This is a genomic window from Amycolatopsis sp. NPDC051903 (assembly GCF_044452505.1).
Classification (GTDB): Bacteria; Actinomycetota; Actinomycetes; order Mycobacteriales; family Pseudonocardiaceae; genus Amycolatopsis.
Genome location: NZ_JBITBT010000072.1, coordinates 1 through 18330 on the forward strand (window position 1 = coordinate 1; position 18330 = coordinate 18330).

25 protein-coding genes and 3 pseudogenes are annotated in these 18330 nt (G+C 67.4%); 13 read left to right on the forward strand and 15 right to left on the reverse strand.

Features of this window, described 5'->3' with window-relative positions; genetic code table 11:
- Window positions 1–95: pseudogene (locus ACIA77_RS51590) on the forward strand (IS5/IS1182 family transposase); the annotation flags it as partial.
- 11 nt (window positions 96–106) lie between these two features.
- Here the strand turns inward: ACIA77_RS51590 and ACIA77_RS51595 are convergent.
- Window positions 107–532 carry a DUF6292 family protein gene (locus tag ACIA77_RS51595; RefSeq protein ID WP_395893595.1) on the reverse strand — a complete coding sequence of 142 codons (426 nt, stop codon included), beginning with the start codon at window positions 530–532 and terminating at the stop codon, window positions 107–109.
- Between the two features lie 84 nt (window positions 533–616).
- Entirely contained in the window at window positions 617–1063 is a 447-nt protein-coding gene (locus ACIA77_RS51600; RefSeq protein WP_395893596.1) for an Hsp20/alpha crystallin family protein, read from the reverse strand.
- Window positions 1064–1164: 101 nt separating this feature from the next.
- On the opposite strand from ACIA77_RS51600, the gene ACIA77_RS51605 reads away from it, so the two are divergent.
- Window positions 1165–1773 carry an HSP18 transcriptional regulator gene (locus ACIA77_RS51605; RefSeq protein ID WP_395893597.1) on the forward strand — a complete coding sequence of 203 codons (609 nt, stop codon included), beginning with the start codon at window positions 1165–1167 and terminating at the stop codon, window positions 1771–1773.
- A gap of 175 nt (window positions 1774–1948) precedes the next feature.
- Window positions 1949–2773: a hypothetical protein gene (locus ACIA77_RS51610; RefSeq protein ID WP_395893598.1), complete on the forward strand. Its 825-nt coding sequence runs from the start codon at window positions 1949–1951 to the stop codon at window positions 2771–2773.
- Between the two features lie 136 nt (window positions 2774–2909).
- On the opposite strand, the gene ACIA77_RS51615 is transcribed toward ACIA77_RS51610, so the two are convergent.
- Window positions 2910–3767 (reverse strand): hypothetical protein, encoded by an 858-nt coding sequence (locus ACIA77_RS51615; RefSeq protein WP_395893599.1) that lies wholly within the window; start codon window positions 3765–3767, stop codon window positions 2910–2912.
- A 403-nt stretch (window positions 3768–4170) separates the two neighbouring features.
- Here ACIA77_RS51615 and ACIA77_RS51620 point away from each other — a divergent pair, with 403 nt between their 5' ends.
- The gene (locus ACIA77_RS51620) at window positions 4171–4632 is read left to right on the forward strand and encodes a hypothetical protein (RefSeq protein ID WP_395893600.1); all 462 of its coding nucleotides are present in this window, start codon (window positions 4171–4173) and stop codon (window positions 4630–4632) included.
- Window positions 4633–5549: 917 nt separating this feature from the next.
- On the opposite strand, the gene ACIA77_RS51625 is transcribed toward ACIA77_RS51620, so the two are convergent.
- From ACIA77_RS51625 to ACIA77_RS51645, 5 genes are all read right to left on the reverse strand, one after another.
- Window positions 5550–5798 (reverse strand): hypothetical protein, encoded by a 249-nt coding sequence (locus tag ACIA77_RS51625; RefSeq protein ID WP_395893601.1) that lies wholly within the window; start codon window positions 5796–5798, stop codon window positions 5550–5552.
- Window positions 5799–6188: 390 nt separating this feature from the next.
- On the reverse strand, window positions 6189–6515 hold the full coding sequence (locus tag ACIA77_RS51630) for a J domain-containing protein (protein ID WP_395893602.1): 327 nt from the start codon (window positions 6513–6515) through the stop codon (window positions 6189–6191).
- A complete protein-coding gene (locus tag ACIA77_RS51635; protein WP_395893603.1) occupies window positions 6512–6892 on the reverse strand; it encodes a hypothetical protein in 381 nt (126 codons plus the stop codon). Before ACIA77_RS51635 ends, ACIA77_RS51630 begins: the two co-directional genes overlap by 4 nt.
- Before the next feature lie 40 nt (window positions 6893–6932).
- Complete coding sequence (locus ACIA77_RS51640) at window positions 6933–7454, reverse strand: hypothetical protein (protein ID WP_395893604.1); 522 nt, start codon at window positions 7452–7454, stop codon at window positions 6933–6935.
- Between the two features lie 133 nt (window positions 7455–7587).
- A complete protein-coding gene (locus tag ACIA77_RS51645; RefSeq protein ID WP_395893605.1) occupies window positions 7588–8019 on the reverse strand; it encodes an Hsp20/alpha crystallin family protein in 432 nt (143 codons plus the stop codon).
- A gap of 845 nt (window positions 8020–8864) precedes the next feature.
- On the opposite strand from ACIA77_RS51645, the gene ACIA77_RS51650 reads away from it, so the two are divergent.
- Window positions 8865–9191: a helix-turn-helix domain-containing protein gene (locus tag ACIA77_RS51650; RefSeq protein WP_395893606.1), complete on the forward strand. Its 327-nt coding sequence runs from the start codon at window positions 8865–8867 to the stop codon at window positions 9189–9191.
- Here ACIA77_RS51650 and ACIA77_RS51655 read toward each other — a convergent pair.
- The 5 genes and pseudogenes from ACIA77_RS51655 to ACIA77_RS51675 all read right to left on the reverse strand — a co-directional run.
- Complete coding sequence (locus ACIA77_RS51655) at window positions 9157–9627, reverse strand: SRPBCC domain-containing protein (protein WP_395893607.1); 471 nt, start codon at window positions 9625–9627, stop codon at window positions 9157–9159. The two genes, ACIA77_RS51650 and ACIA77_RS51655, sit on opposite strands and share 35 nt — an antisense overlap.
- A gap of 45 nt (window positions 9628–9672) precedes the next feature.
- Complete coding sequence (locus ACIA77_RS51660) at window positions 9673–9828, reverse strand: IS3 family transposase (RefSeq protein WP_395893618.1); 156 nt, start codon at window positions 9826–9828, stop codon at window positions 9673–9675.
- A gap of 53 nt (window positions 9829–9881) precedes the next feature.
- Window positions 9882–10514: pseudogene (locus tag ACIA77_RS51665) on the reverse strand (IS3 family transposase); the annotation flags it as partial.
- The gene (locus ACIA77_RS51670; RefSeq protein ID WP_395893608.1) at window positions 10490–10780 is read right to left on the reverse strand and encodes a transposase; all 291 of its coding nucleotides are present in this window, start codon (window positions 10778–10780) and stop codon (window positions 10490–10492) included. The pseudogene ACIA77_RS51665 and the gene ACIA77_RS51670, both read right to left, overlap by 25 nt.
- A 161-nt stretch (window positions 10781–10941) precedes the next feature.
- Window positions 10942–11226: pseudogene (locus tag ACIA77_RS51675) on the reverse strand (transposase); the annotation flags it as partial.
- 395 nt (window positions 11227–11621) lie between these two features.
- Here ACIA77_RS51675 and ACIA77_RS51680 point away from each other — a divergent pair.
- The 4 genes from ACIA77_RS51680 (at window position 11622) to ACIA77_RS51695 (ending at window position 14289) form a co-directional block, all read left to right on the forward strand.
- Window positions 11622–12173 (forward strand): CBS domain-containing protein, encoded by a 552-nt coding sequence (locus ACIA77_RS51680; RefSeq protein WP_395893609.1) that lies wholly within the window; start codon window positions 11622–11624, stop codon window positions 12171–12173.
- Between the two features lie 445 nt (window positions 12174–12618).
- A complete protein-coding gene (locus ACIA77_RS51685) occupies window positions 12619–12804 on the forward strand; it encodes a hypothetical protein (RefSeq protein ID WP_395893610.1) in 186 nt (61 codons plus the stop codon).
- A gap of 586 nt (window positions 12805–13390) precedes the next feature.
- The gene (locus tag ACIA77_RS51690; protein ID WP_395893611.1) at window positions 13391–13660 is read left to right on the forward strand and encodes a DUF1918 domain-containing protein; all 270 of its coding nucleotides are present in this window, start codon (window positions 13391–13393) and stop codon (window positions 13658–13660) included.
- A gap of 2 nt (window positions 13661–13662) precedes the next feature.
- Window positions 13663–14289 (forward strand): MBL fold metallo-hydrolase, encoded by a 627-nt coding sequence (locus tag ACIA77_RS51695; RefSeq protein ID WP_395893612.1) that lies wholly within the window; start codon window positions 13663–13665, stop codon window positions 14287–14289.
- On the opposite strand, the gene ACIA77_RS51700 is transcribed toward ACIA77_RS51695, so the two are convergent.
- Complete coding sequence (locus ACIA77_RS51700) at window positions 14270–15385, reverse strand: CapA family protein (protein ID WP_395893613.1); 1116 nt, start codon at window positions 15383–15385, stop codon at window positions 14270–14272. The two genes, ACIA77_RS51695 and ACIA77_RS51700, sit on opposite strands and share 20 nt — an antisense overlap.
- A gap of 340 nt (window positions 15386–15725) precedes the next feature.
- Between ACIA77_RS51700 and ACIA77_RS51705 the strand changes: the two genes are divergently transcribed.
- Genes ACIA77_RS51705 through ACIA77_RS51715 form a run of 3 tightly spaced genes read left to right on the forward strand, consistent with a single transcriptional unit; the run spans window position 15726 to window position 16883 of the window.
- Window positions 15726–15989 carry a hypothetical protein gene (locus tag ACIA77_RS51705; RefSeq protein WP_395893619.1) on the forward strand — a complete coding sequence of 88 codons (264 nt, stop codon included), beginning with the start codon at window positions 15726–15728 and terminating at the stop codon, window positions 15987–15989.
- Entirely contained in the window at window positions 15946–16224 is a 279-nt protein-coding gene (locus ACIA77_RS51710; RefSeq protein ID WP_395893614.1) for a sigma 54 modulation/S30EA ribosomal C-terminal domain-containing protein, read from the forward strand. Before ACIA77_RS51705 ends, ACIA77_RS51710 begins: the two co-directional genes overlap by 44 nt.
- Window positions 16134–16883 carry a helix-turn-helix domain-containing protein gene (locus tag ACIA77_RS51715; protein WP_395893615.1) on the forward strand — a complete coding sequence of 250 codons (750 nt, stop codon included), beginning with the start codon at window positions 16134–16136 and terminating at the stop codon, window positions 16881–16883. Before ACIA77_RS51710 ends, ACIA77_RS51715 begins: the two co-directional genes overlap by 91 nt.
- A 73-nt stretch (window positions 16884–16956) precedes the next feature.
- Here ACIA77_RS51715 and ACIA77_RS51720 read toward each other — a convergent pair whose 3' ends face one another.
- Entirely contained in the window at window positions 16957–17382 is a 426-nt protein-coding gene (locus ACIA77_RS51720; protein ID WP_395893616.1) for an HPP family protein, read from the reverse strand.
- Between the two features lie 204 nt (window positions 17383–17586).
- Between ACIA77_RS51720 and ACIA77_RS51725 the strand changes: the two genes are divergently transcribed.
- Window positions 17587–18186: a hypothetical protein gene (locus tag ACIA77_RS51725; protein ID WP_395893617.1), complete on the forward strand. Its 600-nt coding sequence runs from the start codon at window positions 17587–17589 to the stop codon at window positions 18184–18186.
- The last annotated feature ends 144 nt before the right edge of the window (window positions 18187–18330 follow it).

Here is an 18330-nt window from a genome sequence, read left to right on the forward strand (position 1 = left end):
GCGCCTGGCTCCGCCAGCGCCGAATCATCCCACGCATCGCCCGCAAAGGCATCGAATCCAACGACAGACTCGGCAAACACCGATGGGTCATCGAGGGGCAGCGTGGTCACGGTCGCGCCCTCCCGGTGAGCAGGGCCGCCAGCTCGTCGATACCGCCCGCGTTCCGGAAGCGGGTCGGGTGCGGTGCGCCGAGGGTGTGGTCATCGGCCAGCACGGCTTCGACGAACCGGGCGACCTGCCGGGGCCTCGGTGCGACTGCGCCGCCGAGGTAGCGGACGACGATGAGGTCCTCGCCGGAGTGGGTTTCGATCGCGGCTGCCCAGCCGCGCTCCTCGTCCCACAGCAGCGCGAAATCGCGGCCGGGGTAGGCCGGGTGCTGCTGGTCGAGGGCGACGTAGGCCGACAGCGGCGAGGCATGATCCAGCGTGCACGACTCGAGCCCGATGCCGAGCTCGGCCGTCACGGCCCGCAAGTAGGCCGTCAACGCGGGGGCGGCCGGGTGGCCGGTCGGGATGTCGATCGATGCGGTCACGGGAGCCGGTGTCCTTTCTCGTGCGGGGAGGACCCGGCCGGGCAGGCCCAGCCCTCCGTCGTCGGAAATGTTGTCCGGAACTCGTCAGGAAGTGATCTCCTGACGGCGCGCGGACGTTCCGGTGGAGACCGCGATCCGCCGCGGCCGCGCCGTTTCGGCGACCGGGATCCGCACGGTCAGCACACCGGCCTCGTACGCAGCTGAGACCCGGGCGGTGTCGAGCCCGTCGCCGAGCAGGAGCTGCCGCGAGAACACGCCGTACGGGCGCTCCGCGACCTGCAGGCGGGCGTCCTCGCCGGTGGGCTGGGGTCGGCGTTCGGCCTTCACCGTCAGGACGTTGCGTTCGACTTCGAGCTCGATCGCGTCGGGGTCGACGCCGGGCAGGTCGAAGCAGGCGACGAACTCGTTGCCGGCGCGGTAGGCGTCCATCGGCATCGCGGCGGGCCTGGACCACGTCCCGGGCGACGCGCCGGCCCGCAGCTGCTGCGTGAGCCGGTCGAACTCGCGGAACGGATCGGTGCGCATCAACATCGGGCTCCACCTCCTGGTTTGTCTTCGGGGTTGTCAACGCGCAGCACTGTTCTAACATGTCATCGAATCGTTGACAAGGCATGTGTCATCGGGAGGTTGACGTGACGGGAGAAGCGAGTGCGCTGGCCCTCGTAAGCCAGGCGGTGGTGGACGCCCGGGCCGGCGACGCAGACGGCGAGCTGCTGCTCACCGCGCTCGGCGCGCTGCACTCTGTTCGGGCGACGCTCAACGAGTGGGAGCCAGAGCTCATCACCGCAGCGCGGGCGGCCGGGGTGAGCTGGGCGGCGCTGGCGCCGACGCTCGGGGTCACCAGCCGGCAGGCGGCCGAGCGGCGCTACCTGCGCCTGCAGCCGTCCGTCACCGGAGAGGCCACCGGCGAAGGCCGCATCGACGCCCAGCGAGACCGCCGGGCCGGCGACCGCGCGGTGTCGGACTGGGCGCGGCGAAACGCCGCAGTGCTGCGCCAGCTCGCCGCACACGTCACCGCGGCCGAGGGCATGTCCGCAGCGGGCCGGCGCGCCGCAGCCGGGGTGGCGAAGGCCCTGGCCGCCGACGACGCCTCCGCGCTGCTGGAACCACTCGCGGCGGCCCGGCGCCATCTCCTGGCCGGGCACGCCGAGCTCGCCGGGCGCGTCGGCGACATCGGCGCGGAGACCGGCCGCGTGCGCGACGAGGCGATCTCCGACCGGCGCCGCCGGACCACTGGGTGAGTTAGCGACCAGAGCTGAAAACCAGCCAAAACGAGCGGATGCCCCGGAATTCACGGGCAGTGTGAGTACGCGGACGCTCCTAGTTCTGCGCGGGCCGCCCGGCTCGGGCAAGACGATGTTGGTCGAGGCCTTGCGCGCTGACCACGGACGCGGCCTGGCGCTCATGCACTAGGACGTGCTGCGCCGTCAGGTGCTGCGCGAGCACGACCATCGCGGCGCCGCGAACATCGGCCTGATCGACACCGTCGCCCGCTACGCCCTCGACGCAGGCTCGCACGTCGTCCTCGAAGGGAGCCTGCACGCCGACCGCTACGGCACCATGCTGCGCCGCCTGATCGCCGATCACCGCGGCCGCACCCACGTCGCCTACTTCGACGTGCCGTTCGAGGACACTGTCGCCCGCCACGCCACCCGCCCCCAAGCGCGGGAATTCACCGCCGAGCAGATGCGTGGCCGGTACGTCGCCGACGACCAGCTCGGAGTACCCGGCGAAACCCATCCCTGCCGGAGGCAGCACCGGGGGCGCACTGCAGCAACTGCGACGCCACTTGCCGGGCGCAGCATCACAGCAGCCACCGCGCCGAGTGATCCGCTACGGAGAGTACCTGCGGTGAACCGGAATGGCGGTCCCCGTCGTCCAGGAGCCATTGGAATCGTGGACCACATGGACGATCCTCCGGCGTTGTTCGCGCTTCCGGCGCGGGAGCGAGATCCGCTGGGTCCGTTTCGTCGGCGCCTGATCCATCACCGGGCGGCCGAGCACTCCACGCCGGAGAATTCGCCAGCAGTAGGCCACGACGGACTCTCGGGCGCCCGCGGCCGCGCCCCGTCCGGCACGGTGCACCTGCTCACCGGTGAGTGGCTTCCTGCGTGCGGCGCCGGCTTGAACGGATGGGATCCACGTGGTCTGCAGCCCACCGCCGACGAGGTGACCTGCGGTCGCTGCGGAGGCATCCAGCGGAGCCGCGATCCTGGCGCAGGTCAGCTGCGCCTGTTCTGACCCGCCGGGCGACGCCGCCGTCCGCTACGCCCTCTTGTGCGGGGTCAGGAGGCCTTCCGACCTGCTGCTTCTCACAACAGCGAGCAAGCGACCATCAACGCCTGCACTGCGTTACGACGGTTGTACTGGCGAGAATTCACAGTGTGGGCGGTCGCGTTGCGGCTGAAGGTGGTCGGCACAACGTCGCCGTCCTCGACGAAGAACCGTTGGTACGTCTGCCACATGGGAGCAAACGCGATGAACCGGCGGATCGTGAAGTCGTCGTAGGCGTCCTTTGTGCGCTTGCCTCTCTTGTCGGGCGTGTACTTGCAGCGGTTGTTCTTGAAGTAGGCAGTGACGATGGCGTCAATGAGCGAACCTGCGAGCGCCTGTGCAGCCTCCGTGTGGCCGGTGTCGAGGGCGTCAAGAGCGGCAACTGCGAAGGAGACGTACGGGGCAACGGCCTCAGCCGTGCAGGCCGTGGCTGCCTCGCGGCAGTCGGATGAGATGGCTTCCAGCGCCGTCCAAGAATCTCCCTGCGCATGCTCGCGCCGTCAGCACGGATCAAGGCTTCTGCCGTAGAGGTGTGCGGCACACCGTAGAGCGCGATGCCGTCGACCATGACGACCTGTTCCACCTGCTCCGACTCCAGGCCTTCAATGCTCTGCAGGTTCGGCGGATGGACCCGCGCTGTGATGTTGGCGAGCGATGGCCCTACGCCCTCCAAACCAGAGGCCTGCTGCGTGGCGAACTGCGCCGCGATCTTGCTCATCGTCTCGCTGAGGCCGAAGTCCATGTTCTTGGTCAGCTGCGAGGCGATGAGATTGAGGTTGGGCTGCTGGAGCGCAGCGGTCTTGAAGATGTCGCTGTTGATGACGGAGAACTGCGTCTGCCACACGACCTGCAAGCCGAGGAACGGGTTGATGGCGTCGCTGACGAGTTTCTGCTGCACCTGAGCGAACGCCGACAGCGCCGTGACGTCCTTCAGCACCGAGTGGGGGATCAACTGAGCCATGGGGCGGCAGCTTGAATTCAAATTCCGGGGCCAGCGAGTGCCGAACCTGGTCCGTGGTCTTGCGGAGCCATTCCCGCTGCTCCGGCGTCAGTTCGGAGCCCTCGCCGTCCTCCGGAGGCGCTTCCTGCTGCGCGTCCTCGTGCTCGTCATCTGCCACGCGTAGCAGGCTAACCACCACGCCTGACTGCTGTTCACGCACACGAGCTCGCCGTCGGCCGTGCGCGGGCGACGGCGTGTTGCATCGGATCGCGCCCCGGTCCCACCATGACCATTGTGGACAACGTCAGCCACTGTCCTATATCCACTCACTACCCGATCGTGGCTATTGACCCGTTATGCCAAGGTGCTTACTCTCCGAACTACGGCATTCACAAATAGTGATAGCTCGAATCCCTGGGGTGACATGATGCGGGTGCTTCGAAACTGGTGTCGTCCGCTCGCGGCGGCTGCCTGCGCGACTGCGTTGCTGACCACAACGCTGAGCGGCCAAGCCGCAGCCGAGGCCAGCACACCGGCCAAGGTCAGTTGCACGTACGCCGACCGCTACATCAGCTACCCAAGCACCACCCATGCCACTGCGGTGCAGTGGGCCGTACGGGTGGACTGGTGCTACGACGGCAAGACCGTCAGCAACATCCGCCACTACGACTATCTCAAGGAAGACGGCGGCGGTGTCGCCGACTACAAGGGCCTCATCCAGAACCAGCTGACCTACCCCGGCTCCGTGCACTACGAGGCGACGCTAGTGAAGCAGGCGAAGATCGCGCTGTGCGTGCTCAAGGTGGGCTGCTACCGCACGTATTACCCGTTCGAACGCTTCGTCCTCGGCAATAACGGCAGTTACCGTCTCGAACAACGCAAGTGATCACCGTACCCGGTTGTTCTCTACGACCCCCCACGTTACGGAGGGTTGATTCGTCGCACCAGAGCTGCCGGTCCGCGCAGGGGATCCCGGACGCGAAGGGGTGGGCCTTCTCCGTGTCGGGCGAAGGGTAGACGGCTCGCAGTCACATCGCCGAGCTCACGCGCGGCGGCTGCCGCGAACGGCGTGATCCAGGTGTGCACCGCGCCGCTCGCTCCGGTCCTTGTCTCCTATGGTGCGAAACGGGGTTCAGGAGGATGGACGCGTGAGGTAAACGGGCTCGCCGTAGACGCGTTGGCTGTGCGCGTCCCGACCAGCAGGCCGCCACCCACTACGGCAGCGCGATCAGCGCGCGCGCTCTCGCCATCTGCGAAGTTAACGAACTTTCGGTAGGAACTGGCCGAAACACCCCCAAGGACCGGATTGGAGTAACGGCACCACAATCGACGGCCCGACGTCCTTGTGGGGACTCTGATCAGCACCCGTGGCCGGGACGTCGGCACGACTACGTGGTGACCCGGTTCCGAAGTTGACCACCTTGGGATCTCCGTAGTACTCGCTTGTCGTCCTTGGCGACCGCCGGGATGTTCGACGAGCCTCCGGCTGCTGCCGAGGAAGGGCTGTTGCCGCTCTCCGCGTCGCCGGTGCCACGTCCGCCCGCGCCGTAGGCCACGGTCAGGCCGACCAGCGCGAAAGCCGGGAGAAGGGCGAGTGCCTTCATCGGGTGTCCTCGGGCCACTTCGTCACTCTTCGTAGTTCTCAGCTGGAAACGTCGCTGTTACCGCCTCACGGACGGAGTCCGGGTGTGACCCGGCCGTGTGAGATGCTGTCCGAGCGCACGCCCGACGATGAACCAGCGCAGCGGCGCGGGTCCGCCGGCGATTGGTGACTTCGTGGGCTACAGCCCATGAGCGGGAGGGCTACCGGCTGTCGCGGCCAACGCTGTCGGTTAGATCCCGCAGCGCGTCGACGGTGCTCGAGAGGTCCGGGGGCCACCGGGCGGAAACGGCTTCCCATCCCTTCCGCAGCGACACGTTCTTGGCGAGTACGAGGTAGGGAGGCTCGCCCCAGTGGGTCGCGACGACGGTGCCGACCCGGTCCGCCTCGCCTGGTCCAGGCGCGCCGCCGGGCAGGAAGTCCAGGGTGTGGGTCTTCTCGCTGGCGGTCATGTCGTCCTTCAACCCGGCGCTGGCGCAGGTGAAACTCCGCAATAGGGTTGCGGGCATTGGGGCTGACCGGCATCGGCGCTTCCGGATGGGCCGCGTTGTAGGCCCGTACCGAGGCATGGGCGGTGTACGGGGGAATGCGCCGGCTTCCGGACGTCGCTGACATACGCCAGATCGTAAAAGATGACTTCCCGATGGCCTCCAGCACGGACTATCTGGCCCGCTATGTCCCCTCGCGCAACCGCCTCGCAGAAGCTTGAGGTTATGAGAGGTGCTTTGTGAATCGTGACCTGCGGACCTCCGGCCCGGCGGCGTCGGTTCGCAGAACTCGCACAACTGACCGCTTATGACGACCGCTGACGGGGGGATACCGACCTGCTACGGGCCGAAGGGTCAGCCGTGTTCGGTGTGGCGGTGGACGGGTCCGGCGCGCAGGTCAGGTGTCGGCGGTGTAGTGCTTGGGTGCACGCGCACGGGGATCTCGCGGGCATGCGGGGAATGCCGGTGACCGGCGGCGGGCGTTTGCGTGTGGTGATCACGTAGGTGGCGGTAGGCGGCGATCACGGCGGTGAGCCGGTCGCGATCCGGGCGCGCAGTGTCGGGGTGGCAGTCGCGGACCGCGCGCCGGTAGGCCGCGGTGATCTCGGCGGCGTTGGCGCCGGGGTCGAGGCCGAGTACCGCGTACGGGTCGGGCGGGCCTACGGGGTGCGAGGTGGTCATGGCGAAGGTTGGAGGGGCCCGGGCCCGGCTGGGCTGAGGTGGCTGATCGCGGTGTAGTAGTCGCGGGTCGCGGTGTGGGCGAGGTCGAGGGCACGGCGCAGGGCGGCCAGTTCTCGGCAGGCGTGGGCTGATGACTCGGTGGCCGACGTGCCGCCGCTTGCATGGATGATCCGGTGCGGGTGGCCAGTGTGTTCGGCCAGCAGGGTAACAAGGTCGGTCAGCTCGCCGGTGAGCTGGGTCAGCTGCCAGCCGGTGTCGCGCAGCTGTGCTAGGCCCGCCGCTTCGACCGGGTCGCTCGCGCGGACCGCGCGACGCAATTCTCGGGCCGTCGTGGCCGGTGTGGTGGCGATCGTGGCCAATTGCCGGCGGGTGCCCATCGTGTGTGCTTCCTTCCTGTCTTGCTCGCCCGGCTGGGGATCAGGGCCAGGGTTCGTCTTCTTCGAGTACCGGCGCGTTGCGGTGCTGGTCAGCGACATCGGCGAGGTCGGCCGCAATCGTGTCGGGGATGCCGGGCAGGGCTTGTTCGTCGTCGAGCGGTTCGGGGCGGGCCGGGCGCTGCTGGTCGGCGGCATCGTGGGCCGGGGCGTCCTCGAGCATGGCCTGTTCCGGGTTCGGGTGAGCGACGAGGTGTCCCAGGTCGTCGCGGGCCGGGGCGGGCTGCAGCGGTCCGGTGGTCAGGCAGCCGTGCATGGCGCGCACGTCGGCCCGCAGATCGCCCAGGATCGACCCGCTGCTGTTGTGGTCGAGGGTGGTGGATGCCTGGCGCATCACGGTGGCGACCAGGTCGGCCAGCGCGGTGCTGATCCGGATTGCGCCGTCGACCGTGGCGTGCAGCTCGTCCGGTCCGGGCGCGCGTGCGAACAGGAAACGCTCGGCCGCGGCCGGCTTCCGATGAGCCTGATCCAGCTGATTCTGCACCGTATTGCTCACTGTGGTCATCTCCCCGCGTCTCCCCGACCGCCCGCCTCCGGGTTACCGCGCGCGGGCCACAACAATTCCGACCCCCGCCCGCGGGCAGTTGATGCCGCGGTGCGGGGCGGGGCCGGAATTCGCAGCGGCCGTGTTTGGTCGCTCAGGCGTTGATCTGCTTGGCCTCGCTGCCGCCACCGATCGCGATCTTGCGGGGCTTGGCCTGCTCGGCGATCGGTACCCGCAGCGTCAGCACGCCCGCGTCGTAGTCTGCAGCGATGTTGTCCGCGTCGAGGGTGTCACCCAGGAACAGCTGGCGGGAGAACACTCCGCGGGGCCGCTCGGAGACCTGAACCTCGGCACCCTCGCCATAGCTGGGCGTTCGTTCAGCCTTCACGGTGAGCACGTTGCGCTCCACGTCCAGATCGATCGATTCCCGCTTGACGCCGGGCAGGTCGAACTCCACCACGTACTCGTTGCCGGAGCGGTAGGCGTCCATCGGCATCACCGCCGGCCGGGCGGCGGTGCCGCTGGCGCCGAAGAACTGCTGGGTCAGCCGGTCCAGCTCCCGGAACGGGTCGGTCCGCATCAACATGACCATGCGCCTCCTTTTCTCCTTCCCTGCGCACCGCCACCCGGCGTGTTGGTGGGACCGGAGGCGGCTCAGTCAACCTGTATTGCTCCGCGCTAGTGGTTCTGGGCGGTCGGCAAAGATCCGGCCTCGCCGCAAACCGAGGCAGCGGCGAGGGCGGAACCAGTTCGTATGGAAGTGAAGTTGCCGAAACGTGCTGCTGCGCGTTTGTGGAACACGCCACGCCTGAGAAGGCGTCACCGCCGAACCCGCGCCTGGTGGGCGGTTACTCGGGGAGGGGCTGTCACGAAAATGCGCCACGAGACGCGGGGCCAGGACCCCTGCCAGGGACTTCTCGGCCGACCCTCGAAGCGGATGCCCCCCACCCGGTAACCAGGCTTCAGACGTGACCGCGCGGCATCACCTGCCTTTCCCGGATCACGATCGGTGTCGCTGAACGCTGGGGCAAAGCCAGGCGGCGGAGGCGACCGTTGCCGATGCAGGCTTCGGATCACCCGCACCACGTCGGCCTGGCGGCAGGCGGTGGTGGCTCGGGCCGGCCGGCCCGAGCGCCGCGAGCCCGCGCAGCCGGGGCGCGGCGGAAAGCCAGGAGGCAGAACCCCGAAGTTGGCGGTCATGATCGCGTCGAACTCCGCGCGCAGCCAGCCCACCTCGGCGCAGACCAGTTCAGCGAACCCGCTGGTCACCGCCGCAGGGCGGGTGAAGTCCGGCATCCTCGATCACTCCCCAGGTCAACGTCGTCGCGTTTCGACACCAGGTCATGTACCGCTACCAATTTCTATAGCGCGCAATGGAGATTGTGTCAAGCGTTTCATCTAGATAGTCTGGAGTCGACGATGTTGATGGCGATGAGAGAGGTGCGCGTGGCTGACCTGGCCAAATTGGACGACCCGGACTACCCGGCCTTCACCACCGGGCAGGCCGCGACGATGCTCGGCGTGCAGGAGGCGTTCCTGCGCAGCCTGGACACCGCGAACCTGGTACGCCCCCACCGTTCCGAGGGCGGCCACCGTCGCTACTCGCGCCGCCAGCTCACCCTCGTCGTGCGGTTGCGCGAACAACTCGACGATGGCCACACCCTCGCCGCCGCCGCTCGCATCATCGGCCTGCAGGACCAACTCACCGACGCCGAGAACACCATCACCGACCTGCGCGCTCAACTCGACCAGCGCTGAGCCGAGCACGCCCGCCTGCACCGAAAGAAGCCGGGCTTGGTCGCCTGCCCGGCGTCAGCGACCTCACCACCCGAGGACGAGTGGCCGGCTGCTTGACAGGGCAGCGCACATCCGAGACCTGGGCCAGGAGTAGGCGCTCCGATCCTCGGCGAAATGAAGTCCCGTCACCGACAGAGCGCTCACCGGGCATGATCTCCACCAAGCGGGCCTCGACGATGTCGGAATCCGGAGTCGCTTTGCCAGGTGCGCCCGAAGCGTCGGGATAGGTCAGCACCATCCGGTACGAGCCGCCCGGCCGGACCTCGAATCGCTCGAACCTGCCGGTCATCTCGCCAGGCGGGAGCCACGCCAAGAGCGGTCCGGGATCGACAAGAGCGGTCCAGACGCGCGCGGGTGACGCGGCGATCACCCGTGATTCCCTGTCCATGCGCGGCATAACGGGATCCCTAGTGAGCTTCCCCCCGAACCGTGGAGGGCTCCTCTATGCGGCTCGGTTGGCCGCAGTGGTCTCGTAGTCGATCGGGGACTGCATGTCACAGGAACTGTGGCGACGTCGTCGATTGTAGAATTCAACGACCCATTCAACAATAGCCTGTTGTGCTTCCTTTCGGGTTTCGAACTGATGGCGAGATAGCACTTCGTGTTCCAAGGTTGAGAAGAACGACTCAGCCGCGGCGTTGTCGAAACATTGCGGTCGGAGTGGAAGATCACACCGGCCACCCGTTCTCCTCCACCGCGGGCGGCGACGGCCATTTTGATGGTCTCACCTGCGAGTTCAGCGTCCGGATGGACGCTGGTGGCGTAGCCGAGCAGCCGGCGGGAGAACAGATCGATCGCCGTCGACAGGTAGAGCTTGCCCTCGTCGGTTGGGATTTCGGTCATATCGCCGACCCACTTCGTGTTCGGTGCCGGCGCGGTGAAGTCCCGTTTCACCAGATCCGGGAACGGCACCGCCCGCTTGTCCGGCCGAGTCAGATTCTTCCGCCGCTTCTTCGTTCGGGCGACCAAGCCTTGGCGGACCATCGAGTTCGCCACCGATTTCTCACTCACCACCCACCCCGCAGCACGTAAATCAGCGTGAATACGCGGTGAGCCACGCAAGCCATAGGAGGCCTCGAACGCCTCCGCGACGGCCGCGTCGACCTCCGTCTGCCGCCGTTCGGCCAGCGTCGGCGTCTGCTGGTGTCGACGAGAGTTCCACTTGTAGAACCACGATTCCGACACGGTCAGAGCCCGGCAAGCGACAGCGTGCGGCACGTCATGGGTGGTCCTCTGGTCGGCGATGAACGCGGCCAGGCTCACCGCGTCGCCTCCTTCACCCACAGGACCACGGATCGCTTGAGGACATCGCGCTCCATCCGCAGCTCGGCGTTCTCCACCCGAAGCCGGGCCAGTTCAGCCCGCTCGTCGCCCCTCAGGCCTTCACTCTCGCCACGGTTGATCTTGTCCTGCTTGACCCAGTTGGCCAGAGTTCCGGCATGAATCCCCAGGTCAGCAGCTACCTGGGCGATCGGTTTGTTCGTCTCGCGGACGATCCGGACAGCTCCTTCACGGAACTCCCGGTCGAACTTCCGCCTCTTCTCGGGCATGACACATGATCCTCATAGTCCATGCCTCCACAATCCTGGGGGAAGCTCACTAGTGCAGTTGCATGTCACAAGTCACAGACTGACCGGGCACGCGCAGACCCGCATCACTCTGATCAGCGGGTTCTCGACTAAAGTGCTGCCTTTCGAGGCTGCTATATCTGTCAAGCCGCTTCAACGAGGGTTTCGAGGGCGGATGGGGCGGGTGCTGTTGTTCGTTCCAGGAGCTTGTAGATCTGGCGCGCGACGATCCGTTTGACGTAGCGCCGGACTTCTCGGGAGGACTTGCCCTCGGTGGTGCGGCGCAGGATGTAGTTCCTGGTGGCGGGGTCGATCCGCGTGCGGATCGTGACGATGGTGGGCAGGGCGCGATTGAGCTGCCGGCCCCCGGTCCGGTTGAGCCGATGGCGATTGGTGAGCCCTGACGACGCCGGAATCGGCGCGGTGCCGGCGAACGCGGCTTCCGAACGGAAGCGTCCCGGATGCGATCAGCTGACCAGGACCTGAGCAGCGCCGATCGGGCCGACGCCGGCCAACTGGAGCGGCAGCCAGCAGGCGCCAGTTCCAATGCGGGTCATGCCCCGATGCCAGCATCAGCCTGACAGCAACCCGACAGAGCCGGATCACCGGTCAAAGAATCACAGTTCCGATGTTCCTCAAATGCCGAGTAGGGGGCGATGGTCGTCTTCGCCGTGTAGCATCCTGTCGACATGATGTCGATCTGAAAGGGTAATTTCTCGCAGGAATTCGGGTGCTGTCTGCGCCGACGGACCGGGGGCAGCGGCCGCCGATCGACAACACCGATTCCCCAGTGAGCCGGAAAATGTAGATCGCCATCGGGGGCGTGGAGATTCTCTACCTGCGGGCCGGGCTTTTTTCAAATCGTTTAACCGGTATCGACACTGCGCGGTCTGCAGATATTTGCAGCGGATCACGGGAAGGAAAAAGGATGCTTGCACGAGCCATCATGCACACCGGCGCAACTTGCGTCGGCGAGCACGAGACCCTGTACACCGCCGCGCAACACATGCGCGACCTCGATGTCGGTGCACTGCCGATCTGCGGCGACGACGACCGCTTGCACGGCATCATCACGGACCGTGACATCGTGATCAAATGCATCGCCACCGGTGGCGACCCGCGCACAACGACCGCGGGCCAGCTGGCTCAGGGCGTTCCGTATCTCGTGCGCACCGACGCCCCGATCGAGGACGTCCTCGACGTGATGGAGAAGCACCAGGTACGGCGCGTACCGGTGCTCGACGACCATCGCCTGGTTGGCATGATCAGTGAGGCCGACCTTGCACGCCACCTGCCCGAGCACACCGTGGGTCGGTTCGTCGAAGCCATCTGCGCTACAACTGCGGGCGCGACGCCGGCGGAAAGCGCCGAGTAGCCGGTCGGGGCATGTCCGGGGTGAGCTCGTCGTCGCTGGCTGGTCGAGGCGGGGTTCTAGTTCGTCGGCCGGCGAGCGTGGCGACTCCGGCGAGTTCCACTGGTTTCGCGACTAGATGGATGGTCTGGGCACGTCGGCCGGCTCGAACCAGTCACCCACCCGGAACTGGAGAGCTGGTTCACCGAGCTCGAGCTGGCGCCACGGTTCCTGCCGAACCCGCCCCGCGCCGTCGACGCCAACGGAACGCGCCACGGGCTCCGCGCGGGCCAAGTACTCACTCGGCGCGCCCCGGGCGGGCTGCGTCTGACCGCCGATGAGGCCAGGGCCCGGTTCCCGGCGGTGCCTGAGCCCGGCGGATTCGACGTCGAGGTGTCCGGATCGGTCGCCATCGACGACGGAACCATCCTCAAGTCCCCGATGCTGACGATCTCCTACACCTCCGGAGATGCGCGACCGCAGCGCGGCCGAGAGCACCGATCTGGCGACGACGGTGGCGCTGCGGCAGGGCTGGAGCCTGATCACCACTGTGGAAGCGTCGCGCCGACGGGCCGCGTGGGTGGAGCGTGCACTGCACGCCATGCCCGGGTGGGCGACCGAGGTGTGCCTGCTGCCGGTCGTGGTGACCCGGTAGCTCCAACGCCCAGTCGCCGCGTCGTCGGAGCCAGCGCTGCGAGTGCGGCCGCACCGTCGCGGCTGGTTGCCGGGTGGGGCTCCGGCTAGGTCGGTGACCGAGCAGGAGAGCCCTGGGCGAGGGTTTCGAGCAGGCCGCGGCGTTCGAAGTGCCATCCGTCGCCGTGCTGAGGAAGCTGTGAGCTCCTGCGGCGTCAACATCGCTGCAGCTGGCGGCACATGGCGTCGATGCCGGGTAGAAACCATCCCTCGACGGGGCCGGGACCGGGGGCGAGATGTGCCTGCGTCTTGGACTCAGAGCTGAGCCGTCGCCGGCACGCCGGTTGCCATGCTGTGCCAGTATCCGACCGTGGGTGCGTTTGCGGGGGCCACATGCGCGGTACCTGCAGCAAGCCACGCCTTCTCCTGTCCTTTCCGCGGAGGAGACCGGCGCACGCGCCACCGCACGCCTCCGACGTCTTCTGGCTCAGCTGAACATCGCAGTGTGAGGCGGTGGACTTTGGGCCATGCTGCCGGTGGCATGCTGCCTGGGCTGGCACCACCGCCTCGCGCACGATCGAAACCGCCGCGAATGAAAGGAGCCGAGGATGAAGGCCAAGGTTGGCGACTGGCTGGTGATCAAGAGCGCGACGGTCGAGCAGCCGGATCAGCGCGGGCTGATCACCGAGGTGCACTCGCCTGACGGCTCGCCGCCGTATGTGGTGCGGTGGTCGACGAGCGGACACGTGGCGACGGTGTTTCCCGGCGCGGACGCGGTCATCGTCACTCCTGAAGAGCAGACAGCGGCCGACAAGCGGGATCGAGCCGGCTTAGCGTCGGTGCAGACGGCGATCGAGCACCACACCAAGAGCGAGTAGGGGTGCCACGTCTGGTTCTGCTTGGCGCCGGGGCCATGAATTCGCCGCGCTACCGTCCCGCCGGGCTGCTGGTCACGTGGGCCGGTCACCGGATTGCGCTGGATGGCGGAAGCGCCGCAGATCCCGGCCCAACGCTGGATGCGTGGCTGGTCTGCGACGAACACGCGGAACTCATGCCAAGCATTCGCAGGCGAGCCTGCGAATACGGCGTGCATCCCATCGTCGGTTTCTTCGACGCAGACGGCGTCGCCTTGCAGCCGTTTCCCGTTCGCCACACCTCGCATGAGACGGTCGGCTACCTGATCGAGACTGCTGAGCAGCGGGCCGCCTGGGCACCGGAGTTCTGGGTGTTTCCGGAGTGGACCCGTGGAGTGGATTTGATGTTCGCCGACGCTGCCGGGTGGAATCGGCCCATTAGGTTCGCCGGCGGTGTCGGCGGCCACGCCTGCGTCCGAGACGTCGCTGCGGCCGCGTGCAGCGCCGGTGTAGGGCGGCTGATCTTCGCTCACATCGGCCGGCCCAGCATCCGCGCGATCGACCGCGGCGAGCGACCCCCGTTCGGTGAGTGGGGCCGCGACGGCGCGGTGTTCCGGCTGCGCTCGGGCCCGCTCAGTCAGCACACACGGTGAGTGTGCCGTCAGGCGTAGTGCCGACCCGGGTTCCGAACCGGAGGCTGATGCGTTCGAGTACCGAACGAAGGCAGTCCACGTCGCCTCGCGGCACATGCCGAAGCCGCAACTTCCGTGCCTTCATGGGCACCATGTTCAAGCCGGCGAGCGCGCCGGTTGCGGGCTCGAGCGTGGCGAAGTACATCAACCGCAACTCGCCCCGGTAATCCTGGAAGCCCCTGATCCCTTCATAGTCGTTGACCAGGTCTCCACAGCCGTAGAGAATCAGTTTCCCTCGGTACACCTCGATCGGGCGAGGATGGTGCGAGGAATGCCCGTGCACGAGGTCGACACCGGCGTCGATTAGTCGTCGCGCGAACCGAACCTGGCTGGACGCGATCGTGTAGCCCCAATTGGATCCCCAGTGCAGGGACACGATCGCGAGATCGCCCGGTCGTTTGAGCGCCAGCGCCCGTCCCGCCAGGGAATCGGCACTGCGAGCCCTCAGGTCGGGGACGAAGGACACGCCCGGCCGGTCGTCGGTTGCCCTCCAGTGACGTGGGATTCCGCTGGATGCCATCCCGCCCGCGGCGATCACTGCGCACCCTCCGGCCGACAGGGGCACCGACACCGGACCGTGTGCCTGTGCGGCAGCACACCCCGCGCCTACTGCGGCGATCTTGGCAGCAGCCAACGTGTCGAGCGTATCGGCGAGGCCTCGCGGACCGAAATCGAGGACGTGATTGTTGGCCAGGACGCATACGTCCGGCCTCGCCGCGGCGAGGCACGCGAGGTTGTCGGGGTGCATCCGGTAATGCACGGCTTTACCGGGTGCGAACCGGCCGTCGCTGGTGATCGAGGTCTCGAGGTTGATCAACCGAATGTCGGGCGCACGGTCATCGAGCACCGCCAGCGCGTCTCCCCAAGGCCAGGTGAAACCCGCGGGCCGCGCGAATGAGCCGCTGGCCTGTTCGGCGAGACTCACATAGGTACGGGCGTCGGTCACGGCCGGTTCGTGAAGTGCCGGGTCGCCGGGATGCGGGAGGATCTGGTCGATGCCGCGTCCGGTCATGACATCGCCGCCGAGAAAGATCGTCGCAGGCGTCTGTGTGCTCAAGTGATCACAGCCTTCGGGGCAGTGGACGGTGCCCGACAGCCGAACCGCAGTGGTGTGCAGCAGCGACAGCGGGCCGCGGCGGCCTGGGCACGCGGCGAACCCACCCCGCGGCACTGTGCTGCGTCGATGACGCAGGTCCACGTCGGTGGCGCCGGTGAGAACGCACTCCGCGTGCCGTTGACGGGTGGCAGCGACGTAACGAGCAGGCTTTTCACTATAATCGCTACGGCGTTGCCGATGCACCGCTCTCGCGTCATTACCCACGCCTCAACCCGCACACCGGCGGTGTGCTCCACCGGCTCCGTCACGATTCCTCGCCGGCGGGTGTGATGAGCCCGTAGTGCCCGTCATATCGGTGATAAAGGACCGCGCCCCGTCCGCGGTCCGCATCGAGGAAGAAGGTTACCGGCTCGCGCAACTGACACCACCCGGACCGCACGAACTCGCTCAGTTCCAGCTTCCGCTGACTATCAGCACCCAGCCGGCACCAGTGCTGGCCACCGGTGAAGCAGTGGCTCGGCTCAATCTGCTGCGGCTGCCGTTCCTGTGGCTGAGCGAGTGTGGAGTGGGAAGGACCTGGTCGGGCGGGCGAACCGGCGTCTGAGATCGTACGGCACAAGTCGTTCACATTCCCGAAGTGCACGATCGACGACGCTGCCCGCGACATGGGTTTGCTGGACTACGACTTCCACTTGTTCACCGAGGTCGGCACCGCCGTGCTTCGTCACGCCGAGGAGTCAGCGGGAATGTGGCGGCGACGTGCCGGTACTTCGGGATCAGCCGCACCATCTTCTCTCGGTGGAAACGCCGCTGGGAGGATGAGGGCGTGGACGGGCTGAAGGACCGCTCGAGCGCCCCGTTGCACTGCCCGACCATCACCCACCCCGAGGTGGTCGAGAAGATTATCCATCTGCGCCAGCGTTACCACTTCGGCCCGCTGAAGATCGAGATGTATCTGCGTCGCTACCACGACGTCGAGATCGCTGCCTCGACGATCTACCGCATCCTCAAACGCCTGGGCATGAACCGGCTGCCCGCTTCGCAGCGCTACCAGCGCCACCAGAAGCGGTGGAAGCGCTACGAGAAACAACGTCCGGGCCACCAGCTGCAGATCGACGTCACGTTCGTCGAGCCGATCACCACCAGCACCGACCAGCGCAGGCGGAAGTTCTACCAGTACACCGCGATCGACGACTGCACCCGCCTGCGCATCCATCCTGCGGATCTACCCACGCTCGGACCAGAAGACCGCGATCCAGTTCCTGGACTATGTGCTGTCCCGGCTGCCGTTCCAGGTCGAGAAGATCCACACCGACAACGGTGCGCCAGTTCCAGACCGCTACCGCAGTGCGGGTCCTGCCCGACCTGGCTCCGCATAGTCGGGATTCCCAGCCATCGCCGCCCGAGTGGTGACGCGGGCCCCTGCTGGAGCTGTTCCGCGAGACCGGGCAGCCGCACACCTTGGTGCGCATCGGCCACGGCCTGCCGATCCGGATGACCGCCCGTCGCCCGGTGGCCGAGGTGACGACGGTGCGCACTGAGCCGAATCCACCGGTTCGCTGACCGTCCTTTCAGGACTCTTCCGGTACCCGCATGGCGCGGAGCACATCCCGAAACGTCACCATGCCGATGAGCTTGTCGTGCTCCATCACGGGCAGCGCCCGGACGCCGGCCTCGGCCATGCGTCGGGCCAGTTCGGCCCAGTCGAGGTCGGCCGGCACGGCCAGACCCGGAGTGTGCATGACCATCGCGACCGTGTCGAGGGTGTGCGGTGTGGCATTGTCCGCACTGTCGTCCGGGTCGGTGTTCTCCGCCCTGCTGCGGAAACCCGCCTCCACGAGATCGATCTCACTGACCAGGCCGACGAGGTGGCCGGTCGGATCGACGACGGGCAGCGTCGTGAACCCGCTACGGCTCATCACGTCCGCGGCGTCGGCGAGTGCTGCGGGCGGGGTCACCGCGATGACCGGCGTCGTCATGATGTCGCGCGTCTGCATGGCGGTCCCCGTTCGTCGTCGCTTCCGATGTTGACCGCCGCGGTGGTGAACGTCCAAGGGTCTTTGGTCCTCGTGCGCCTCGTGCCGCGGTTCGACGGCGGGGACCGGCGGCCCACCGCGGCGGGCACAATGCCCCTTCGGCCCGGCCGGTGCGAGGGGCATGCTAAGCGTGAAACCCGTCCCGGGGAAGGGAAGGTGGCGGACATGGCTCCTTCGGCGAACTGCCTGGTGCGGTGGTGGCACCTGCTCGTCCCCGGACGCAACTCCGTCGCTAGGCCCTCGGACCGGGTACAGGCCTGGCTGGTGCTGATGGTGATTCTCGCGGCGCTGGTGGCTATCCCATTCTCCGCGGCGGCGGGGTCGGCGGTATACGCCGCGCAACAGCACCAATCCGCCCGCGAACTCGCCGAGAATCGGCCCGCGACCGCGACGCTGCTCGCCGATGGGCCACCGGACTCCGTCACGGGCCGCAGCGGTGAGGTCAGTGGCCCGAGGCCAACCGACGCGACGTGGCTCGGTTCCGACGGCGCGCGCCACATCGGGCGAGTGAACGCGGACGCGGGCACTCACCGCGGTGATCTGGTTCCGATCTGGGTCGACCGGTCCGGAGCCGTCGTCCCCGCGCCGCTGTCCGCCGAGGCCGCCGTGGTCAACGCGGTCGCCGCCGCGGTTGGCCTGTACTTCGTAACGTGCTTGGCACTAGGGCTGATCCACGGGAGTTCCGTGTTTGCGCTGAATCGTCATCGCGCCCGGAAGTGGCAGCAGGAGTGGTACGCGGAGCTGGGGAAGAAGGCACATTCCTGAAGGGTCTGCGCCAATGCTGCCGACTCATACCGGAGCAGCGGTGGCTACAGTCGGTACGTGTGGCCGGGTCGCCCGGCCGGCGGCCAGGATCGACCATCCGTGTGTTTCGGTGTTGCGGCGGAGTTCGCCGCCGTGCCACGGTTT